The following is a 17,900-nucleotide window of genomic DNA, read 5'->3' on the forward strand; positions in this document are numbered from 1 at the left end:
CGCGGGGCTTGTCCAGTCAGCTGTCGCTGGTCACGGTCTGCGTGTCGGCATTACCTGCCCGGCGCCGCCCGGCAAGGCGCATCACCACGACGAAGAACACCGGCACGAACACCACCGCCAGGGTGGCGCTGAGCATGCCGCCGATCACCCCGGTGCCGATTGCCTGCTGGCTGGCCGAACTGGCGCCGCTGGCAATGGCCAGCGGTACCACGCCCAGGATGAACGCCAGCGAGGTCATCACGATCGGCCGCAGGCGCAGGCGCGCGGCCTGCACGGCGGCGTCGGCGGCATCGACGCCCTGGTCGACCAGGCTCTTGGCGAACTCGATGATCAGAATGGCATTCTTTGCCGACAGGCCGATCAGGGTGATCAGGCCAACCTTGAAGAACACGTCGTTGGGCATGCCGCGCAGGGTCACCGCCAGCACCGCACCGAGCACGCCCAGCGGTACTACCAGCAGTACCGCAGTGGGGATCGACCAGCTTTCGTACAGCGCTGCCAGGCACAGGAACACCACCAGCAACGACAGTGCCATCAGCATCGGTGCCTGGCTGCCGGATAGCCGTTCCTGCAACGACAGGCCAGTCCATTCCAGACCGGCACCGGCCGGCAGTTGGGCCACCAGGCGCTCGATTTCGGCCATGGCTTCGCCCGAACTGTAGCCGGCCGCCGGTTCGCCGGAAATCGACACCGCCGGATAGCCGTTGTAGCGGGTCAGCTGCACCGGGCCGCTGACCCACCTGGCCTGGACGAAGGCGCCCAGTGGCACCATCTTGCCGCTGTCGTTGCGCACGTGGATCTGCAGCAGGTCTTCGACCTGGCTGCGCTGGTCGCCTTCGGCCTGCACCACCACCCGTTGCATGCGGCCCTGGTTGGGGAAGTCGTTGACGTAGCTGGAGCCCACGGCCACGTCCAGCACCGAGCCGATATCGGCGAACGATACGCCCAGGGCATTGGCCTGGCGGCGGTCGATTTCCAGCTGCACCTGCGGGCTTTCCGCCAGCGAGGCTTCGCGCACGTTGGTCAGCACCTTGCTCTTGCCGGCGTTGGCCAGCAGTTCGTCGCGCGCGGCCATCAGCTCAGCGTGGCCCATGCCGCCGCGGTCCTGCAGGCGGAACTCGAAGCCGGTCGACTCGCCAAGGCCGTCGATCGGCGGTGGCAGCACGGCGTAGGCCACGGCGTCCTTGAGCTGGGTGAAGGCCATGGTCGCGCGGTCAGCAATCGACTGGGCGCTGTCGTCGGCGCCGCGTTCGGACCAGTCCTTGAGCGTGGTGAAGGCCAGTGCCGCGTTCTGCCCGCTGCCCGAGAAGCTGAAACCCAGGATCAAGGTAGTGTTACCCACGCCCGGCTCTTCGGCGTTGTGCGCCTCGATCTGTGCCGCCACCTGTTCGGTGCGCATGCGGCTGGCGCCCGGCGGCAGCTGGATATCGGTGATGGTGTAACCCTGATCTTCGGTGGGCAGGAACGCCGTGGGCAGCTGGCTGAAGCCATAGCCCAGCACCGCCAGCAGCACCGCGTATACCAGCAGGTAGCGGCCGCTGCGCTTGAGCGCCTGCATCACCCAGCGCTGGTAGCCGTTGCTCATGCCTTCGAAGCGGCGGTTGAACCAGCCGAAGAAGCCCTTGCGTTCGTGGTGCTCGCCCTTGGCTACCGGCTTGAGCAGGGTGGCACACAGCGCCGGGGTCAGGCTGAGGGCCAGGAACGCCGAGAACAGGATCGACACTGCCATCGACAGCGAGAACTGCTGGTAGATCACCCCTACCGAGCCTTGCATGAAGGCCATGGGCAGAAATACCGCCACCAGCACCAGGGTAATGCCGACGATCGCGCCGCTGATCTGGCCCATGGCCTTGCGCGTGGCCTCCTTGGGCGGCAGGCCTTCCTCGGCCATGATCCGCTCGACGTTTTCCACCACAACGATGGCGTCGTCGACCAGGATGCCGATGGCCAGCACCATGCCGAACAGGGTCAGCACGTTGACCGAGAAACCCATGGCCAGCATCACGGCGAAGGTACCCATCAGGGCCACCGGCACCACCAGGGTCGGGATCAGGGTGTAGCGCAGGTTCTGCAGGAACAGGAACATCACCGCGAATACCAGCAGCATGGCTTCGAACAGGGTATTGATCACCTGTTCGATCGACACCTTGACGAATGGCGAGGTGTCGTAGGGGATGTCGTACTTGACGCCTTCCGGGAAGTAGCGCGCCAGCTCCTGCATCTTCGCCCGCACCAGGGTGGCGGTTTCCATGGCGTTGGCGCCCGGCGACAGCTGCACGCTGAAGGCGGTGGCCGGCTTGCCGTTCAGGCGCGTGCCGTATTGGTACTCCTGGGCACCGATCTCGACCCGTGCCACATCGCCGATGGTCACCGTGGAACCGTCCGGGTTGGCGCGCAGGACTATCCCGGCGAACTCCTCGGGGGTGCTCAGCTGGCCCTTGACCACCACGTTGGCGGTGATTTCCTGGGTGCCGCGGCTGGGCAGGTCGCCGATGCTGCCGGGGGCCACCTGGGCGTTCTGCGCGGCGATGGCCTCGGCCACGTCGTTGGGTGTTAGGTTGAAGCCGATCAGCTTGCGCGGGTCGATCCAGATGCGCATGGCGCGTTCCGAACCGTACAGCTGGGCCTTGCCGACGCCCTTGAGGCGGCGGATTTCGTCCATCACGTTGCGCGCGAGGATATCCGACAGGGCGGTTTCATCGAGCTTGCCGTCTTCGGAGGTGAGGGTGGCCAGCAGCAAGAAGCCGGTGGAGACCTTTTCCACCTGCAGGCCTTGCTGGGTTACCGGGCGCGGCAGGCGCGACTCGACCACCTTCAGGCGGTTCTGCACGTCGACCTGGGCCAGGTCCGGGTTGGTACCCGGGGCGAAGGTGGCGGTGATGGTGGCGCTGCCCAGGCTGCTCTGCGATTCGAAGTACAGCAGGTTATCGGCGCCATTGAGCTCCTGCTCGATCAGGCTGACCACGCTCTCGTCCATGGTCGCCGCCGAAGCGCCCGGGTACACGGCGTAGATTTCCACCTGCGGCGGGGCCACGTTGGGGTACTGGGCTACCGGCAGCTGCGGGATGGCCAGGGCACCGGCGAGCAGGATGAACAGGGCGACCACCCAGGCGAATACCGGGCGGTCGATGAAGAATTGCGGCATGAATCAGGCCCTCACTGGCCAGTGTGCTGTGCGATGGGCGATGCCCCTGGTGCGTTGTCGACCTGCACCTGGTCACCGGCCTTGACGTGTTGCAGGCCCTCGACCACCACCCGTTCGCCGGGGGCCAGGCCTTCGCTGACGATCCAGCGGTCGCCCTGGGCGCTGCCCAGGACTACCTGGCGGTCGCTGACCCGGGCCTGCGCATCGACCACCAGCACCTTGGGTACGCCGGCGCTGTCGCGCAGGATGGCACGCTGCGGCACGCTCAGGCCCTTGGGCTGCACGGCCTGTTCCAGGCGTACGCGCACGTAGCTGCCGGGCAGCAGGTCGAGGTCCGGGTTGGGGAACTCGCTGCGCAGGGTGATCTGGTTGGTGCTGGGGTCGACGCTGATGTCGGAGAACAGCAGTTTGCCTGGCAGCGGGTAGGTGCTGCCATCGTCCTGGATCAGCGTGGCCCGGGCCTGGCCGTCGCCGACCTGCTGCAGTTCGCCGGCACGCAGGGCGCGGCGCAGGGCGTTGAGCTCGCGGGTGGACTGGGTGACATCGGCGTGGATCGGGTCCAGCTGCTGGATGGTCGCCAGTGGCGTGGTCTCGTTCTGCCCGACCAGCGCACCTTCGGTGACCTGGGCGCGGCCGATACGGCCGGAAATCGGCGCGGTCACGGTGGCGTAGCCGAGGTTGAGGCGGGCGCGCTCCAGCGCGGCCCTGGCCTCGGCCACTGCGGCATCGGCCTGCAGGTAGCTGGCCTTCGCGTTGTCGTATTCCTGGCGGCTGACGGCCTTGTCGTCGACCAGCTCGCGGTAGCGCTGCTCCTGCAGGCGTGCCTGGTACAGGGTGGCCTCGGCCTTGGCCAAGGTGGCGCGGGCGCTGTCGTGGTCGGCCTTGAACGGCGCCGGGTCGATCAGGAACAGCACATCGCCCTGCCTGACGTCGCTGCCTTCACGGTACACCCGCTTGAGCACCACGCCCGCGACCCGCGCGCGCACTTCGGCGGTGCGCGGCGCCAGGATGCGGCCGCTGAGCTCACTGCTGATGGCCAGTGGCTGCAACTGCAGGGTTTCTACCCGCACTTGCGGGGTGGGAGCCTGTTCTTCCTGTTCGGCGCTGTCGTTGCAGCCGGCCAGGGACAGGCCCAGGAACGCCAGAAGCGCCAATGGGCGCAGGCGTGGGGGGAGGGTAGTAGGCATACGGATCTTCCGATGATGACCCCGGTATGCTACGGCAGGCGTTCCTTGGGTGGCTGTTAATACCTGTAGGACGAGTGTGAAAAAGTGTTAAGAACAATCCTCTCGACCTGTAGGGTTCTATATTCTGCGTGTACCTGTACCGGCCTCTTCGCGGGTAAACCCGCTCCCACAGGGACCGCACAGCATCTGGAAGCTGTGCAGTCCCTGTGGGAGCGGGTTTACCCGCGAAGAGGCCAGTGAGGCCTACCCCAATCCAGATTCCCAAGCGCCTATGCCGAATATTTTCCTGGTCGAAGACGACAGCGCCCTGTCCGAGCTGATCGCCAGCTACCTGCAACGCAACGACTTCCATGTCCAGGTGATCGCCCGTGGCGATCATGTGCTGGACGAGTACCGCCGGCAAAAGCCCGACCTTGTCATCCTTGACCTGATGCTGCCGGGTATCGATGGCCTGCAACTGTGCCGCCTGCTACGCCAGGAGTCGCAGGGCCTGCCGATCCTGATGCTGACTGCCCGCGACGACAGCCACGACCAGGTCCTGGGCCTGGAAATGGGCGCCGATGACTACGTGACCAAACCCTGCGAGCCGCGTGTGCTGCTGGCCCGCGTGCGCACCTTGCTGCGCCGCAGCAGCGTCAACGAGCCGCGCCTGGACAACGACCTGATCCTGATCGGTGGCCTGCGCATCGACCTGGCCGAGCGCACCGTGAGCTGGCGCGGCGAAGAAGTGGAGCTGTCCAGCGGCGAGTACAACCTGCTGGTGGTACTGGCGCGCAATGCCGGCGAGGTGCTGAACCGCGACCGCATCCTGCAGCAACTGCGCGGTATCGAATTCAACGGTACCGACCGCTCGGTGGATGTGGCCATCTCCAAGCTGCGGCGCAAGTTCGACGATAACGCCGGCGAAGCGCGCAAGATCAAGACCGTGTGGGGCAAGGGCTACCTGTTCAGCCGCGTCGAGTGGGAGTGCTGACCGGCCATGCTGAAGATTCTGGTGCGGCTGTACCTGGTGATCATCGTTGCCTATGCCGGTGCGCTGTTGTTCATCCCTGACACCATCGTCGGCCTGTTCCAGGACCGCTTCATGGCCTACAACCTGGACCAGGCCAAGGGCGTGCAGTCGCTGATCGTGCGCCAGTTCCGCCAGGCCCCGCGCGAGCAGTGGCCGGCGGTCGAGCAAGAGCTGGCCAGTGATTTCGCGCCGCTGGAACTGCAGCTGCTGCGCATGGACCAGGCCGACCTGAGCGAGGACGAGCAGGCGCGCCTGGAGCATGGCCTGTACGCCGTGCGCATCGCCGAATGGGGCTACTACGAGACCGTGCTGGCGCCGCTGGACAGGGAATGGCTGGTGCGCCTGCACTCACCACCAGACCCGCTGGATATCAACGTGCTGTCGTGGGGCGTGACCGTACTGATCGGTGCAGCCATGCTCGGTTGCCTGCTGCTGTGGGTATGGCCGCACTGGCGCGACCTGGAGCGCCTGAAGGAGACCGCCCGGCGACTTGGCCAAGGGCAGATGTCTGAGCGTACGCACATCTCGCCGCACTCCAACATCGGTGAGCTGGCCGGGGTGTTCGACACCATGGCCAGTGACCTGGAGCGCCATGTCAACCAGCAGCGCGAGCTGCTCAATGCGGTGTCGCATGAGTTGCGCACGCCGCTGACCCGCCTGGATTTCGGCCTGGTGCTGCTGTTCGACGAGGTACCGCCGGCCAGCCGCAAGCGCTTGCTGGAGCTGGTGGGGCATGTGCGTGAGCTGGATGAGCTGGTGCTGGAGCTGTTGTCCTACAGCCGGTTGTACAACGCCGACCAGGCACGCGAGCGGGTCGAGGTGTCGTTGCTGGAGCTGGTCGACAGCGTACTCGGCGGCTTTGCCGAGGAACTCGATGGCCGGGGTATCCAGTGGGAGGTGCGCGCCGAGGGGGATTTGCCGCGTTTTGTACTGGACCCACGGCTGACGGCACGGGCGGTGCAGAACCTGGTGCGCAATGCCATGCGTTACTGCGACGAGAGCCTGTTGCTGCGCTTGCGCCTGGAGGACGATGGCGCTTGCCTGTTGACGGTGGAGGATGACGGGATTGGTATTCCGGTGGAGGAGCGCGAGCGGATTTTCCAGCCGTTCTACCGCCTGGACCGTAGCCGTGACCGCAATACCGGCGGGTTTGGCCTGGGCTTGGCGATCAGTCGGCGGGCGATCGAGGGGCAGGGGGGCACCTTGACCGTGGCGCAGTCAGCGCTGGGTGGGGCGCAGTTCCGCATTCGCTTGCCTGCCGGTTGATGGATTGCCTGCACCGGCCCTTTCGCGGGTGAACCCGCTCCCACAAGGACCGCACAGATTTCAAACACTGTAGAGAACCTGTGGGAGCGGGTTCACCCGCGAAAGGGCCGGGCCTGCTAACCCTGGTCCTCCACAGGTACCACACAGATCTCAAACACTGCGCAGCACCTGTGGGAGCGGGCGAGCCCGCGAAGAGGCCGGGCCTGCTAACCCTGGTCTGCCAGCCGGGCTGACCACAGCACAAACCGGTCCTTGCCACTGTGCTTGGCCGCGTACAACGCCTGGTCGGCACGCACCAGCGCCGTGGTCAGGCTGTCGCCCTGGCCCACCCGGGCCAGGCCGATGCTGACGGTCACCGGGTGCTCGCCAACGTCTTCGCGCACCCGTTGGCACAGCGCCGCCACCCGTTGCTCGGCGCCTTGCTGGTCCAGCCCCTGGAAAAAGATCGCGAATTCCTCACCGCCCAGGCGGGCAAACGCGTAATCGGCCATGCTCGCCTTGATATGCAGGGCCACGCGCTTGAGCACTTCATCGCCCACGTCATGGCCGAAACGGTCATTCACCCGTTTGAAGTTGTCGATGTCGATCATCGCCAGGTACTGCTCGGCGGTGGCCAGACGCAGTTGGCGGTCGGCCTGCACCATGAACGAGCGGCGGTTGGGAATTTCGGTCAGGGCATCGACATAGGCCTGGTCCAGCAGCACCTTGGACAGGTAGAAGTTGTGCAGCTTGGCCTTGCGCATCTGCAGGTAGCTGTAGATGACCAGGCCGCTGAGGAACACCGCATAGCTGATCAGCATGGCGCCCTCGAGTTCGTCCGGCCCGATACGGGTGTGGTAGAACGGGTTGAGCACCACCCAGGTGATGGCCATGGCGCAGAAGAACGACCAACGCCGCACCGGTAGCACCGACACGGCATACAGCACGGTGGAGACCCCGAGCACCAGCCATACCGGGCGCAGGGCTACCGGGATGCCTTCGATCACCAGGCGCATGCCCAAGGTGATGGCGGTGATGAACAGCAGGTTGAGCACATCGAAGTGATGGCTGCGCCGGGTGAACCGCAGCACCACGGTGAGGCTACCGAGCAGGGTGATGAACAGATAGGACAACCAGGTGAAACCCTGGCCACCGAGGAAGCTTACGATCAGGTCGAAGACCAGCCAGATCAGGATGCTGAGGCAGAATACCAGCAGGCAGAACGGGCGCATGGTCTCGAATTCGTGCTGGCGGAATTCGGCGCGCAGGGCGGCGGGGGCGACCTGCTTGCGCACGTGGGTTTCGATGGTCTTGAACATCGGTGGGCTCCTGGGCGTACTGCTTTACCAGGCCTGGCCCTTTCGCAGCACAAGGCTGCTCCTACAGGTGACGCATTTCTCCTGTAGGAGCAGCCTTGTGCTGCGAAGAGGCCAGGCCTGGAGACTCAATTCTTGGGCAGAACACCCTGGGCCCAGGGCCGGTAACGCAGGTCGAACACCGCCTCGGCATGGCACCCGCCGCCCAGCTTCGGTTGGGCAGGCTCAGCCCGAAACGCCTGCCCTGGCGCGCTCACCTGGCGGAACGCCTCGCGCACCACGCCCACCCGGCACGGCAAGGCCTGTTCGTACCCCTGGCGCACCAGCGCGGGCAAGCGCCCGGTCCCGGCGCCATCCTGCCACCACACAGTCAAGCCCAACCCGGCCAGTTGATCCAGCCATGCGGCATTGGCCCGCGGTGAGAGTTTTCCGGCGCTGAAGGCACTGATGTGCAAAGGCTTGTCCAGTTGCCGGTTGAAGGCCTGCAACTGGCTGTGCAGGGCATCACGGCGCTCGGCCTCGCGAAAATGATGATCGTCCAGCTCCAGGGGCAGATACCAGCCGTCCACCGGCAACTGCCACGCCTGGCGCAGTTGCCGGTACTGGCTGAGCGAGCGCCCCAACTGCGCCTTCCAGTAACTGTTCAGGCCTTCACCATCGAGTTCGTCGAGACGCTGGTAATAGGCTGGGTCCATATACAGCCCCAGCACCAGTTGCAGGCCCTGGGCACGCGCGCTGCGCAGGCTGTCGGCCAGCCAGCCCTGGGCACCGCCGAAATCGCTGTCGCCGTAGGCGCTCCACTGCACGATCAGGGTCTTGCCGCCCTGGGCCACGGTGGCGCGCCACAGTTGCTGCCACTGAGCGGGGGTGACATTGGCGTCGCGGTTCAGGGGTTGGTAGAACAGGCGCTGGTCGGCGCTGGCTGGCAGCCACAGGGCAAGCAGGCAGAGGGCCAGGAACGTACGCATCAGAAGGTCATCTCCGCACCGACCAGCACGCCGTTGGCGCGCTCGTATAGATTGCCGCCCAGCGATTGCTGGTATTCGGCACGCACTTTCAGCGAACCGCGGTAGGCGTTGTAGCGGTCGTCATCGAACCACCATTGCCAGCGCACACCAACCCCGGCCCGGGCGTCCTGGCGCCAGTCGTTGCTCGGATCCTGGCTGGAAAACTCGACAAAGCCATAAGGCATGATGGTTTGCGGCGAGCTGCCCGGCAGCTTCCAGGCGTGGCCCTGCTGGTAGCGCGACAGCCAGGCGTGGTCGCCGGCACGGGTCCACCAGGCGGCGTCGAGGTAGAGGAAGCGCTCGTTCCAGTCGTCTTCATCGACCCGCCAGTCGTTGCGCCAGTCACCCTGGTCGAGGAACGAGGCGGTGGCACGCAACAGCAGGTCGTTGCTCGATTCGGCGTGGTGACGCAGGTCGCCCCAGTTGCCGCCGACCTTGGCCGGGCTCAGCAGCTGGCCCAGGCTCAGCCCGCGGTAGTGTTCGTCGTCGATCTGGCGCTGGTGGTACAGCTCGGCATACAGGTTGAGGTTGGCCTGGCCGAATGGCTTGTAGCGCAGGCCGACGCCCGTACCCATGCTTTGCGCATAGTCGGTGCGGCTTTGGCCACCGAACAGCACGCGGCCATAAACCGACAGGGTGCTGCCGTTGCGGCTGGGCTCTTCGCCCAGGGCATGGTCCCACATGGCCAGTTGCACGTTCTGCGATTGCGCGCGGCGCGAAGTGCCGCTGCGCTGGCCATTGTCGAGGAACTTGTCGTTGGTCGAGGTGCCGGCCGGTGACCAGGTGCTGGCCAGGGTGATGGTGTCGCGCCGTGACAGTGTTTCGTGGGCGCGGCGCTGGCGGTACTTGCGGGCTTCCAGGCTGCCGTATTCGTCGTCGCCGTCAACCAGGTCCTGCTCCACATCGAGAATGCGGCGCAGTTCGCGGCGCGCCGAAGCGCTGTCTTCGGCTTCGTCGTAGCGCAGGGCCAGGGTTTCGCCGAGGCGGTAGTCCTCGGGGAAGTCGCGGGTGGCGCGCTCCAGGTAGGGGATCGACTGGCGGCGCTGGGCCTTGTCCGTCGAGCCGGCCAGGCGCATGCCGTAGTCGGCGCGGTAGCGTGGCTGGTCGGGAGCCAGGCGCACGGCTTCAGCCAGCCAGGTGCTGCTCTGGGCGCTGTCGCCAGCCAGTTGCGCGGTGCTGGAGGCGGCGTAGTAATGGTCGGCCCGCGGGTTGTGCGCCAGGGCCTGGCGCTGGAAGCCCAGCGCCGCCTGGTAATCGCCTTGGCGCTGGGCGATGGCGGCACCCAGGGCCCAGTTGTCGGCGCTGTCGTGCGCGGCGGCGTCCCAGTAGCGCCGGGCCGCTTGTGCGTCGCCGGCGTTCAGCGCGCCACGGGCGGCGGTAAGGCGGGCATTGTCGGTCCAGGCGCTGTCCGGCTGGGTGCGCCAGATGGGCAGGGCCGCTTCGGAGTCGCCTGCGGCTTCCAGGGCATAGGCCAGGGGCAAGCGACTGCCGCTGTCGCCCAGGCGCTCGGCAGCCTGGTAGTAGACCACCGCTGCGCCTGGCTGGTCGGGCATGGCGCAACGGCCGAGGGCGCGGTACTGGCCAGGCTCGCTCGGGGTGGCCGGTACGGCCTGGCGCACGGCATCGCATTGGCCAGCCTCGGCCAGGCGGCCAAGTAGCTGGGCGCGGGTACTGGCATCGACTCGGGGCATCAGGCCGAGCATGCGGCGGCTGTCCAGCGGCCCGTCGTTACGCGCATACAGGTTGCCGAGGCGCTGCAGCAGTGAAGGTGCAAGGCGGCCCTGGTGGCGGTCGTAGGCCTGCTCCAGCAGTTGCCGGGCGTGTTCGCCATGGCCCTGTTGCGTGAGCAGGAAGGTGGCTTGCTCCAGTGCGGCCATATCGCCGCTCTGCCGATAGCGTTGCTCCCATTCGCCAGCGGTGCGTGGTTGCGGCGGCTGGGGCGGGTCGCCGTACAGGCGTTGCTTGAGCACGGCGTAGGCCCTGGGGTCGGTGCTGGCGGTGCAGCCTTTGAACTGCTCGCGCGCCAGCTCTGGGTCGCGACGCGACAGCCAGTCGACGGTTTCCAGGCAGGGCCGTTGCAGTTCGTTGCTCAGGCGCTGTACCAGCGGCGCGTCGTCGCCTTGGCGGGCCAGTTCCCACAGTTGCTGGCGCTGGTCGGGCTGGTTCAACTGCTCATCCGGCAATGCTTGCAGCCAGCGCTTGGCCTGTTGGTTGTGGCCGACGGCGATGGCGCGGTTGGCCATGGCCAGGCGGGCCTGGTTGGCTGCTTCAGGGGAAGGGGCGCTGGGCAGCAGCGCGTTCAGCCCTTGTTCATCCACCTGTTGGATGTAGGCATTGGCCAGGCGTTGCCAGTCTTGCGCGGGCAATTGGCCTTGGTCGGCCAGGGGCTGCAGCTGTTCGATGGTTTCCTTCCAGTTGCGCAGTTGCTCGGCGAAGTTGGCCCGGGCCAGGCGCAGCACTTGGCCATCCCCCTGTGGCGGCAGTTGGTTGAGCCAGTCCAGCGCCTTGGCGGCGCCGCCGAACTTGGCCAGGCTCAGGCTGTAGGCCTGCCACAGGCGCACCCGGTGGGTGCCGTCGCTGTTGGCCAGCCACAGTTCCACCTGGCTGGCCGGCGGCGGGTCCTGTTCGATCCAGGCCAGGCGTAGTTCAAGCAGGGCGTTGGCGTATTCGGGGCTGTCGCCCAACTGTTCGGCAACGGCTTCGGCCTCTTTGTAGCGGCGCTGGTGAGCCAGTGCCTCCACCAGCAGTGCACGGGCTTCGTCGTTGTTCGGCACCCGGCCCAGCACGTGGCGGGTCAGGCGTTCGACCTCGGGCCAGTTGTCCTTCTTCGCTTCGCGGTAGCTGCGTTCCATGAACGGGTAGCTGGTGAACCGCTGAAAGTCGGTCATCGGCGCCGAAGCGGCGCAGGGCAGGGCGGCGGAGCACAGCAACAGGCCAGTGAAAGTGAGGGAAAAGCGCGGCTTCATGCCACCTCCCGGATCAGGTCAAAGGCGGCCTGCTGTTCGCTGGCCTGTTCGATCAGGGCCTGCTGCAGCACCTGCTCGGTAATGATGCCGCGGGCGATCAGGTGCTCGCCAAGGCTCTGGTGTTCCGGATCGAAGTCGATCAGCGCCTGGTTGAACAAAGTGACCGGGACCATGCCGCGCACCTGCAGCAGGGCACCGAGCATTACCTGGTGGTGGCTGACCCGTTCCAGCAGCGCTTCGTCGTCCTGATGGCGTTCGAGGATGGCCAGCATGTCGCGGGTTTCCGGCTTCTGCCAGGGGCTTGGGTAGTGGTAGCGCAGGCCCAGGGTCACCCGGCCCTGGGGCGCCAGGCGGGCGCTGACCGGGCGCTTCAGGTGGCGACTGATTACCCCGAGCGACACCTGGCTGACCGGGCTTTCGCTGGCCAGTACCAGGGTGTCGCCATCTTCGCCCACCGGCAGTACGCCGTAGTGCGTCGCCAGCTTGCGCGGCAGTTTGGCGATCAGCTGCGGGTCGAGCTTGAACGGGTTCAATGGTGCCCACGGCAGGTCCAGTTGCTCGGCCAGGGTGGCGACCAGCTGTTCGCTGTTCAGCCAACCGCGCAGCAGTAGCTCGCGGCCCAGGCGCCGGCGTACCGGGCTGGTGATCGCCTGTTGCAGCTGTTCGTCGCTGATCAGGCCCTTGGCCACCAGGCGCTGGCCCAGCGGTGTGCGGGCGGGGGCGGCGATGGCGGGGAATTCGTGGGTGGTCTTGTCCCAGGCCACGCGCCGCGAGTCACCCATTTCCATCACCTGGCGCAGTGCACGCAGGTTGGCGAAGAAGTTGACGAAGTTGCTCCACATCATCCGCGGTGCCGATAGCAGCCCTTCGCCGATGCCATAGAAGCGGGTGACGAACCAGGCGCGCTGGAACAGGCGGTTGAACAGCATCAGCCCGTTCAGCCACAGCAAGGTAGTCAACAGCCAGCTGTCGCTGAGGATCGACATGAAGCGCCACGACTCTGGCGCAATCACCGTGACCAGCCACATGGCCAGCAATACCAGCAGCAACAGGTTGACCAGGAAACTCAGCAGGTAGGCGAACAGGCCGCGGCGGTCACGCCAGAGGAAGTAGTTGAGTGCGCCCTTGCGGCTCCAGCCGAGGTTGCTGGTGCCCTGGAACACGATGCCTACGATCCACCGCGACTTCTGCCGGATGGCATGCTGCCAGTCGCGCGGGAAATGCTCGCGCACGCAGATCACCTGGGAGAATTCGCGGCTCATGCCCGGGCGCCATTCCTGCTTCAGGGTCAGCGCCGGGTCGGTGATGGAGTAGCGGGCGAAAATGCACTTCATGCCCTTCTGCTTCAGGCGGAAGCCGATGTCGTAGTCTTCGGTGAGGCTCTGTACGTCGAAGGCGATGCCGTCGCCGTCCTCGAGCAGCGCGCTGATGGCGCGGCGGCTGAAGCAGGTGCCGACCCCGGCGCTGGGCACCTGACCGGTCAGGGCCTCGCGCACTATCACGTCCTTACCGTGGTTTTCGGCGAACTCGTCGACATAGTGGCCTGCCGTGAAGCCTTTCCATTCCGGTGCGTAGGGGTACACCGGGATCTGGATCATGTCCTTGTTCGGCAGCAGGTAGTTGAACAGGCGCAGTTCCATGGGCGAGATCACGTCTTCGGCATCGTGCAGGATGAAACCTGCGAACTGGATGCCGGCGTCCTGCTGGAAGCGCAGCAGCGCGTCGATGATGTTGTTCAGGCAGTCGGCCTTGCTGGTGGGGCCGGGGCGGGCGCAGACCACCTTGTGCACGTTGGGGTAGTGCAGGCACACCGCGTCGACGTCGGCCTGGGTTTGTGGGTCGTTGGGGTAGGTGCCGACGAAGATCTGGTAGTTCTCGTAATCGATGGTCGAGGCTGCCAGGCGCGCCATCTCACCGACCACGCCTACTTCGTTCCAGGCCGGGACCATGATGGCCAGGGGTTTCTCCGGTACCTCGAACAGGCGTTTTTCGTCGGCTTTTTCGTACTTGTCGTAGATGCGAAAGCGCCGGATCAGTTTGCGGCCCCAGTAGCAGAGGTCGATGAACAGGTCATCCAGGCCCAGCAGGAACATCAGCGAAGCCAGGACGATCGCCAGGATCTTCAGGCCGAACAGCACATAGGTGAGAAAATCGATGAATGCCAGGCTCATGTGGCGGTCACCGGCAGGAAGGGGTAGGCCATCGTCTATATCCTCGTTCGATTCCCTGGACGAAGTTGTACGACTTGTCGCCGTTTGTACTGGATAGATACAAGCAGCCGAACGCGGGGTTGTCCAAATTTCAGGCTTTTTCTTGTGGGCCACTTCTTGTAGCTTTACAGGTCGTTTACCCAGGGAGCTGAACATGCAAGGCAAGGCACGCAAGATCGTCCAGGCCATTCTTTACGAAGCCATCGCTGTCGCCTGCGTGGCGCCCGCGCTGGAGTTGGCGTTCGGTGCCGGGATGGCGCAGTCGACCGTGCTGTCGGTGCTGATGTCGGGCATCGCGATGAGCTGGAACATGGCCTACAACTGGGTGTTCGAACGCTGGGAAGCGCGCCAGCACCGGCGTGAGCGCACGTTCCTGCGGCGCCTGCTGCATGCGCTGGGCTTCGAGGGCGGGCTGGTGCTGATACTGCTGCCGCTGGTGGCGTACTGGCTGGACGTCAGCCTGTGGGCGGCGTTGCTGACCAACCTGGCGTTGTTCGTGTTCTTCTTCGTTTACGCGTTTGTCTTCCAGTGGGGCTTTGACAAGGTGTTCGACGTGCCGCTTTCGGCGCAGCAGGCGAAGTGTTGACTTTGTGTCGCACTAGCGGCTAAGTTGCTACCCATGAACACTTTCCAGCACGTCAACGCCATTATTATTACCGCCATTATCAGCTTGGCGGGCTAGCGCGTACGTGCACCGAACCCGCCCTGGAGGCGGGTTTCTTCTCTCTGACTCCTGGGCAATGTGAATACAGCCAAGGAGTCATCGATGACCAGCTTCGTCAGCCCTCGTTCTACCGTCACCCCCCAGCAACTGCTGTCGGAACAGGTGCGGCGCATTCTTGCCGCCCCGGTGTACGACCTGGCCATTGAAACGCCCTTGCAAACTGCGCCTGCGTTGTCTGCCAGCCTGGGCAACCAGGTGTTGCTCAAGCGCGAAGACCTGCAGCCTACCTTCTCGTTCAAGATCCGCGGTGCGTACACTCGCCTGTCACGGCTGAGTACCGTGCAGCGCGAGCGCGGGGTGATCACTGCCTCCGCAGGCAACCATGCCCAGGGTGTGGCCCTGGCGGCATCGCACCTGGGCATGAAGGCTACCATCGTCATGCCTACCACCACGCCGTCGCTGAAGGTGGAAGGAGTACGTTCGCGCGGTGGCCATGTAGTGTTGCACGGCGAGAGTTTCCCCCATGCCTTGGCCCACGCGCTGAAACTGGCCGAAAGCGAAGGTGCCACCTTCGTGCCACCGTTCGACGACCCGGATGTGATCGCCGGGCAGGGCACCGTGGCCATGGAGATCCTGCGCCAGCGCCCGGGTGCGCTGGACGCCATCTTCGTGCCGGTGGGTGGCGGTGGGTTGATCGCTGGCATCGCCGCCTATGTGAAGTACCTGCGCCCTGAGGTGAAGGTGATCGGTGTCGAGCCAGAGGACTCCAACTGCCTGCAGGCTGCCATGGCAGCCGGTGAGCGGGTGATCCTGCCGCAGGTCGGCACCTTCGCCGATGGTGTGGCGGTGGCGCAGATCGGCGCCCATTGCTTCGAGCTGTGCCGGCACTTCGTTGACGAAGTGGTGACCGTGAGCAGCGACGAGTTGTGCGCGGCGATCAAGGACATCTATGACGACACCCGCTCGATCACCGAGCCGTCCGGCGCCCTGGCCGTGGCGGGGATCAAGAAGTACGTGGCGCGCGACGGCATGCAGGGGCAGACCCTGGTGGCCATCGACTCCGGGGCCAACGTCAATTTCGACCGCCTGCGCCATGTGGCCGAACGTGCCGAACTGGGCGAGCAGCGCGAGGCGATCATCGCAGTCACCATCCCGGAGCAACCGGGCAGCTTCCGCGCCTTCTGCCAGGCCCTGGGCAAGCGGCAGATCACCGAATTCAACTATCGCTATTACCCTGGCAAGGAGGCGCGACTGTTCGTTGGGGTGCAGACACACCCGCTGCACGACCCACGCGACCAGTTGTTGGCCAGCCTGCGCGAGCAGGGCTACAACGTGCTGGACCTGACCGACAACGAACTGGCCAAGCTGCATGTGCGCCATACCGTCGGCGGCCATGCCGCGCCCGGGGCTGACGAACGGGTGCTGCGCTTCGAATTCCCCGAGCGCCCGGGGGCCTTGCTGGGCTTTTTGGAGCGGTTGGGCAAGCGCTGGAACATCAGCCTGTTCCATTACCGCAACCATGGTGCGGCAGAGGCACGGGTGTTCGCGGCGCTGGAGGTGCCTGGGGACGAGCTGGCGGGGTTGCCATTGGCGCTGGATGAGATGGGGTACCGGTACTGGGATGAGACCGACAACCCGGCGTACAAGCTGTTCCTTGGTTGATACGCCAACCTCGTGCAGCCTGTACGGGCCTCTTCGCGGGCACGCCCGCTCCCACAGGGTCGGCGCATGGCTTGAGGTTGATGCGGTCCAGGTGGGAGCAACTGTCTTGGATATCTCTTCAAGCCAGCACTGGCCCTTGTAGGAGCGGCCTTGTGTCGCGATGGGCCGCGCAGCGGCCCCGGCAATCTTTGCTGCGAAGCTGAAAACCTGGGGCCGCTTCGCGCCCCATCGCGACACAAGGCCGCTCCTACAAGGTTTTGTGTGTGCCGGTAGAGGGGGCTCAGCGCTCGCGCATGAAGAACCCGGCGACGAACTTGCGGAAGGTTTCCAGGCTCTTGAAGTCGGCGTAGCGCTTGAAGTTCTCGGTATCCGGTTCAGGGCCGATCGGCTGGTCCAGCAACGATATCGACAGCACTCGGTCCTGGTCAGAGGTCATCACCAATTCATCCATTACCTGGCCGCCAATCACCGGGCGGCGCATCTGCACTTTCACGCCTTTGCCGGCCATCCAGTCGACCAGCGATACCAGGGCCTTGAGCGGTTCGCGTTCCTCGTCGCGATACACCGGGAACAGATGAGCGCGGGACAGCACCGGAACGCTGGCCACATGGATCAACTCGTAGAAATGGCTGCCGGCACTGGTCGGCGAGTACAGTGCCAAGGCCAGCAATGGCCCGGCGGTGCGGTTGCCACCCCAATATAGATGGTGCCCCTGGAAGTCGAAGCCGTCTTCACTGCGGTTGTTGAACAGCTTGCGCCCTTTTATCTGGTCCACGCAGTCCAGCAGCAGGCCGTGCCGGCGGTGGTTGCCGAACACCGTGGCTTCGCGCAGTCGGGACTTGAGCATCATCATGTGCTTCATGTCCAGGCGGGTTTCCAGGTAGTTGCTGGCGGGCACCCGTTCCAGCAGCGGATAGCGGCTGGCCACGCTGCGCAACTCGGCAAACTGCCCGGTCAGGTCCTTTTTCAGGTGCGTGGCATACAGGTTCAGGCCGCTGGTCTCGATCCAGGTCAGCAACAGTGACAGCAGGCGCTGTTGGTCGCGCCGCTCGCTGCCATCACCACCAGCACCGGCGGTGCCGCTGCGAAAATCGCCGATCAGGCGCAATGGTGTGTCGGGCGGTAGCCAGGCAGCAGGTGGCGCGGGGTCGTTCTCGCGCTCGGCCGCTTCCCGCTCGTCCTTGGTGAACGGGCAGCCGGGCGCATGTTCGGCGGTACCCGGATTGTTCTTGAGAAACAGCGTGCCGGTGTTGCCGTTGAGGGTGACATTGAGCACCGGCAAGGCATCGTTGCGGCAGTCGCAGGCCAGCCACTGGTTGGCGTTGCGCACCTTCATCAGTAACTGGTTGGCCTGCAGCAGGCGCGGGCCGGCGAGGCTGCCGGTGGCAAAGCCGACCAGCAGCTCCTCTTCTGCAGGGGTCAGGCTACGGACCTGTGCGGCGGTTTTGTCGATGATTCGCATGAAGCAGCTCCCAGCTACGAGCCC

The 17,900-nt window shown here is 65.4% G+C and carries 11 protein-coding genes; 4 read left to right on the plus strand and 7 right to left on the minus strand.

The window, feature by feature from the left end; all coding sequences use genetic code 11:
• Positions 1-16: 16 nt before the first annotated feature.
• Together JV551A3_RS14635 and JV551A3_RS14640 are read right to left on the minus strand one after the other, a co-directional pair.
• On the minus strand, positions 17-3,145 hold the full coding sequence (locus JV551A3_RS14635) for an efflux RND transporter permease subunit (protein ID WP_133972156.1): 3,129 nt from the start codon (positions 3,143-3,145) through the stop codon (positions 17-19).
• Between the two features lie 11 nt (positions 3,146-3,156).
• Complete coding sequence (locus tag JV551A3_RS14640; protein ID WP_133972158.1) at positions 3,157-4,332, minus strand: efflux RND transporter periplasmic adaptor subunit; 1,176 nt, start codon at positions 4,330-4,332, stop codon at positions 3,157-3,159.
• 271 nt (positions 4,333-4,603) lie between these two features.
• Here JV551A3_RS14640 and JV551A3_RS14645 point away from each other — a divergent pair, with 271 nt between their 5' ends.
• Positions 4,604-5,305 (plus strand): response regulator, encoded by a 702-nt coding sequence (locus tag JV551A3_RS14645; RefSeq protein WP_003259958.1) that lies wholly within the window; start codon positions 4,604-4,606, stop codon positions 5,303-5,305.
• Positions 5,306-5,311: 6 nt separating this feature from the next.
• Positions 5,312-6,610, plus strand: coding sequence for an ATP-binding protein (locus tag JV551A3_RS14650; protein ID WP_133972160.1), 1,299 nt, complete (start codon positions 5,312-5,314; stop codon positions 6,608-6,610).
• Between the two features lie 206 nt (positions 6,611-6,816).
• On the opposite strand, the gene JV551A3_RS14660 is transcribed toward JV551A3_RS14650, so the two are convergent.
• The 4 genes from JV551A3_RS14660 to nfrB form a co-directional block, all read right to left on the minus strand.
• The gene (locus tag JV551A3_RS14660) at positions 6,817-7,908 is read right to left on the minus strand and encodes a GGDEF domain-containing protein (RefSeq protein WP_133972162.1); all 1,092 of its coding nucleotides are present in this window, start codon (positions 7,906-7,908) and stop codon (positions 6,817-6,819) included.
• 125 nt (positions 7,909-8,033) lie between these two features.
• On the minus strand, positions 8,034-8,873 hold the full coding sequence (locus tag JV551A3_RS14665; protein ID WP_133972164.1) for a DUF4434 family protein: 840 nt from the start codon (positions 8,871-8,873) through the stop codon (positions 8,034-8,036).
• Positions 8,873-11,878, minus strand: a complete 3,006-nt coding sequence (locus JV551A3_RS14670) for a phage receptor (RefSeq protein WP_133972166.1) — start codon at positions 11,876-11,878, stop codon at positions 8,873-8,875. The genes JV551A3_RS14665 and JV551A3_RS14670 overlap by 1 nt, the downstream gene beginning before the upstream one ends.
• Positions 11,875-14,049: a cyclic di-3',5'-guanylate-activated glycosyltransferase NfrB gene (gene nfrB / locus JV551A3_RS14675; protein WP_133972168.1), complete on the minus strand. Its 2,175-nt coding sequence runs from the start codon at positions 14,047-14,049 to the stop codon at positions 11,875-11,877. The genes JV551A3_RS14670 and nfrB overlap by 4 nt, the downstream gene beginning before the upstream one ends.
• A gap of 193 nt (positions 14,050-14,242) precedes the next feature.
• Between nfrB and JV551A3_RS14680 the strand changes: the two genes are divergently transcribed.
• The gene (locus JV551A3_RS14680) at positions 14,243-14,674 is read left to right on the plus strand and encodes a PACE efflux transporter (RefSeq protein WP_003259966.1); all 432 of its coding nucleotides are present in this window, start codon (positions 14,243-14,245) and stop codon (positions 14,672-14,674) included.
• Between the two features lie 180 nt (positions 14,675-14,854).
• Positions 14,855-16,414 carry a threonine ammonia-lyase, biosynthetic gene (ilvA, locus tag JV551A3_RS14685; protein ID WP_133972170.1) on the plus strand — a complete coding sequence of 520 codons (1,560 nt, stop codon included), beginning with the start codon at positions 14,855-14,857 and terminating at the stop codon, positions 16,412-16,414.
• A 280-nt stretch (positions 16,415-16,694) separates the two neighbouring features.
• Here the strand turns inward: ilvA and JV551A3_RS14690 are convergent, their stop codons facing one another.
• Complete coding sequence (locus tag JV551A3_RS14690; RefSeq protein WP_133978846.1) at positions 16,695-17,876, minus strand: hypothetical protein; 1,182 nt, start codon at positions 17,874-17,876, stop codon at positions 16,695-16,697.
• Positions 17,877-17,900 lie beyond the last annotated feature (24 nt).

This window comes from Pseudomonas inefficax, assembly GCF_900277125.1.
In the GTDB taxonomy this organism is placed as follows: domain Bacteria; phylum Pseudomonadota; class Gammaproteobacteria; order Pseudomonadales; family Pseudomonadaceae; genus Aquipseudomonas; species Aquipseudomonas inefficax.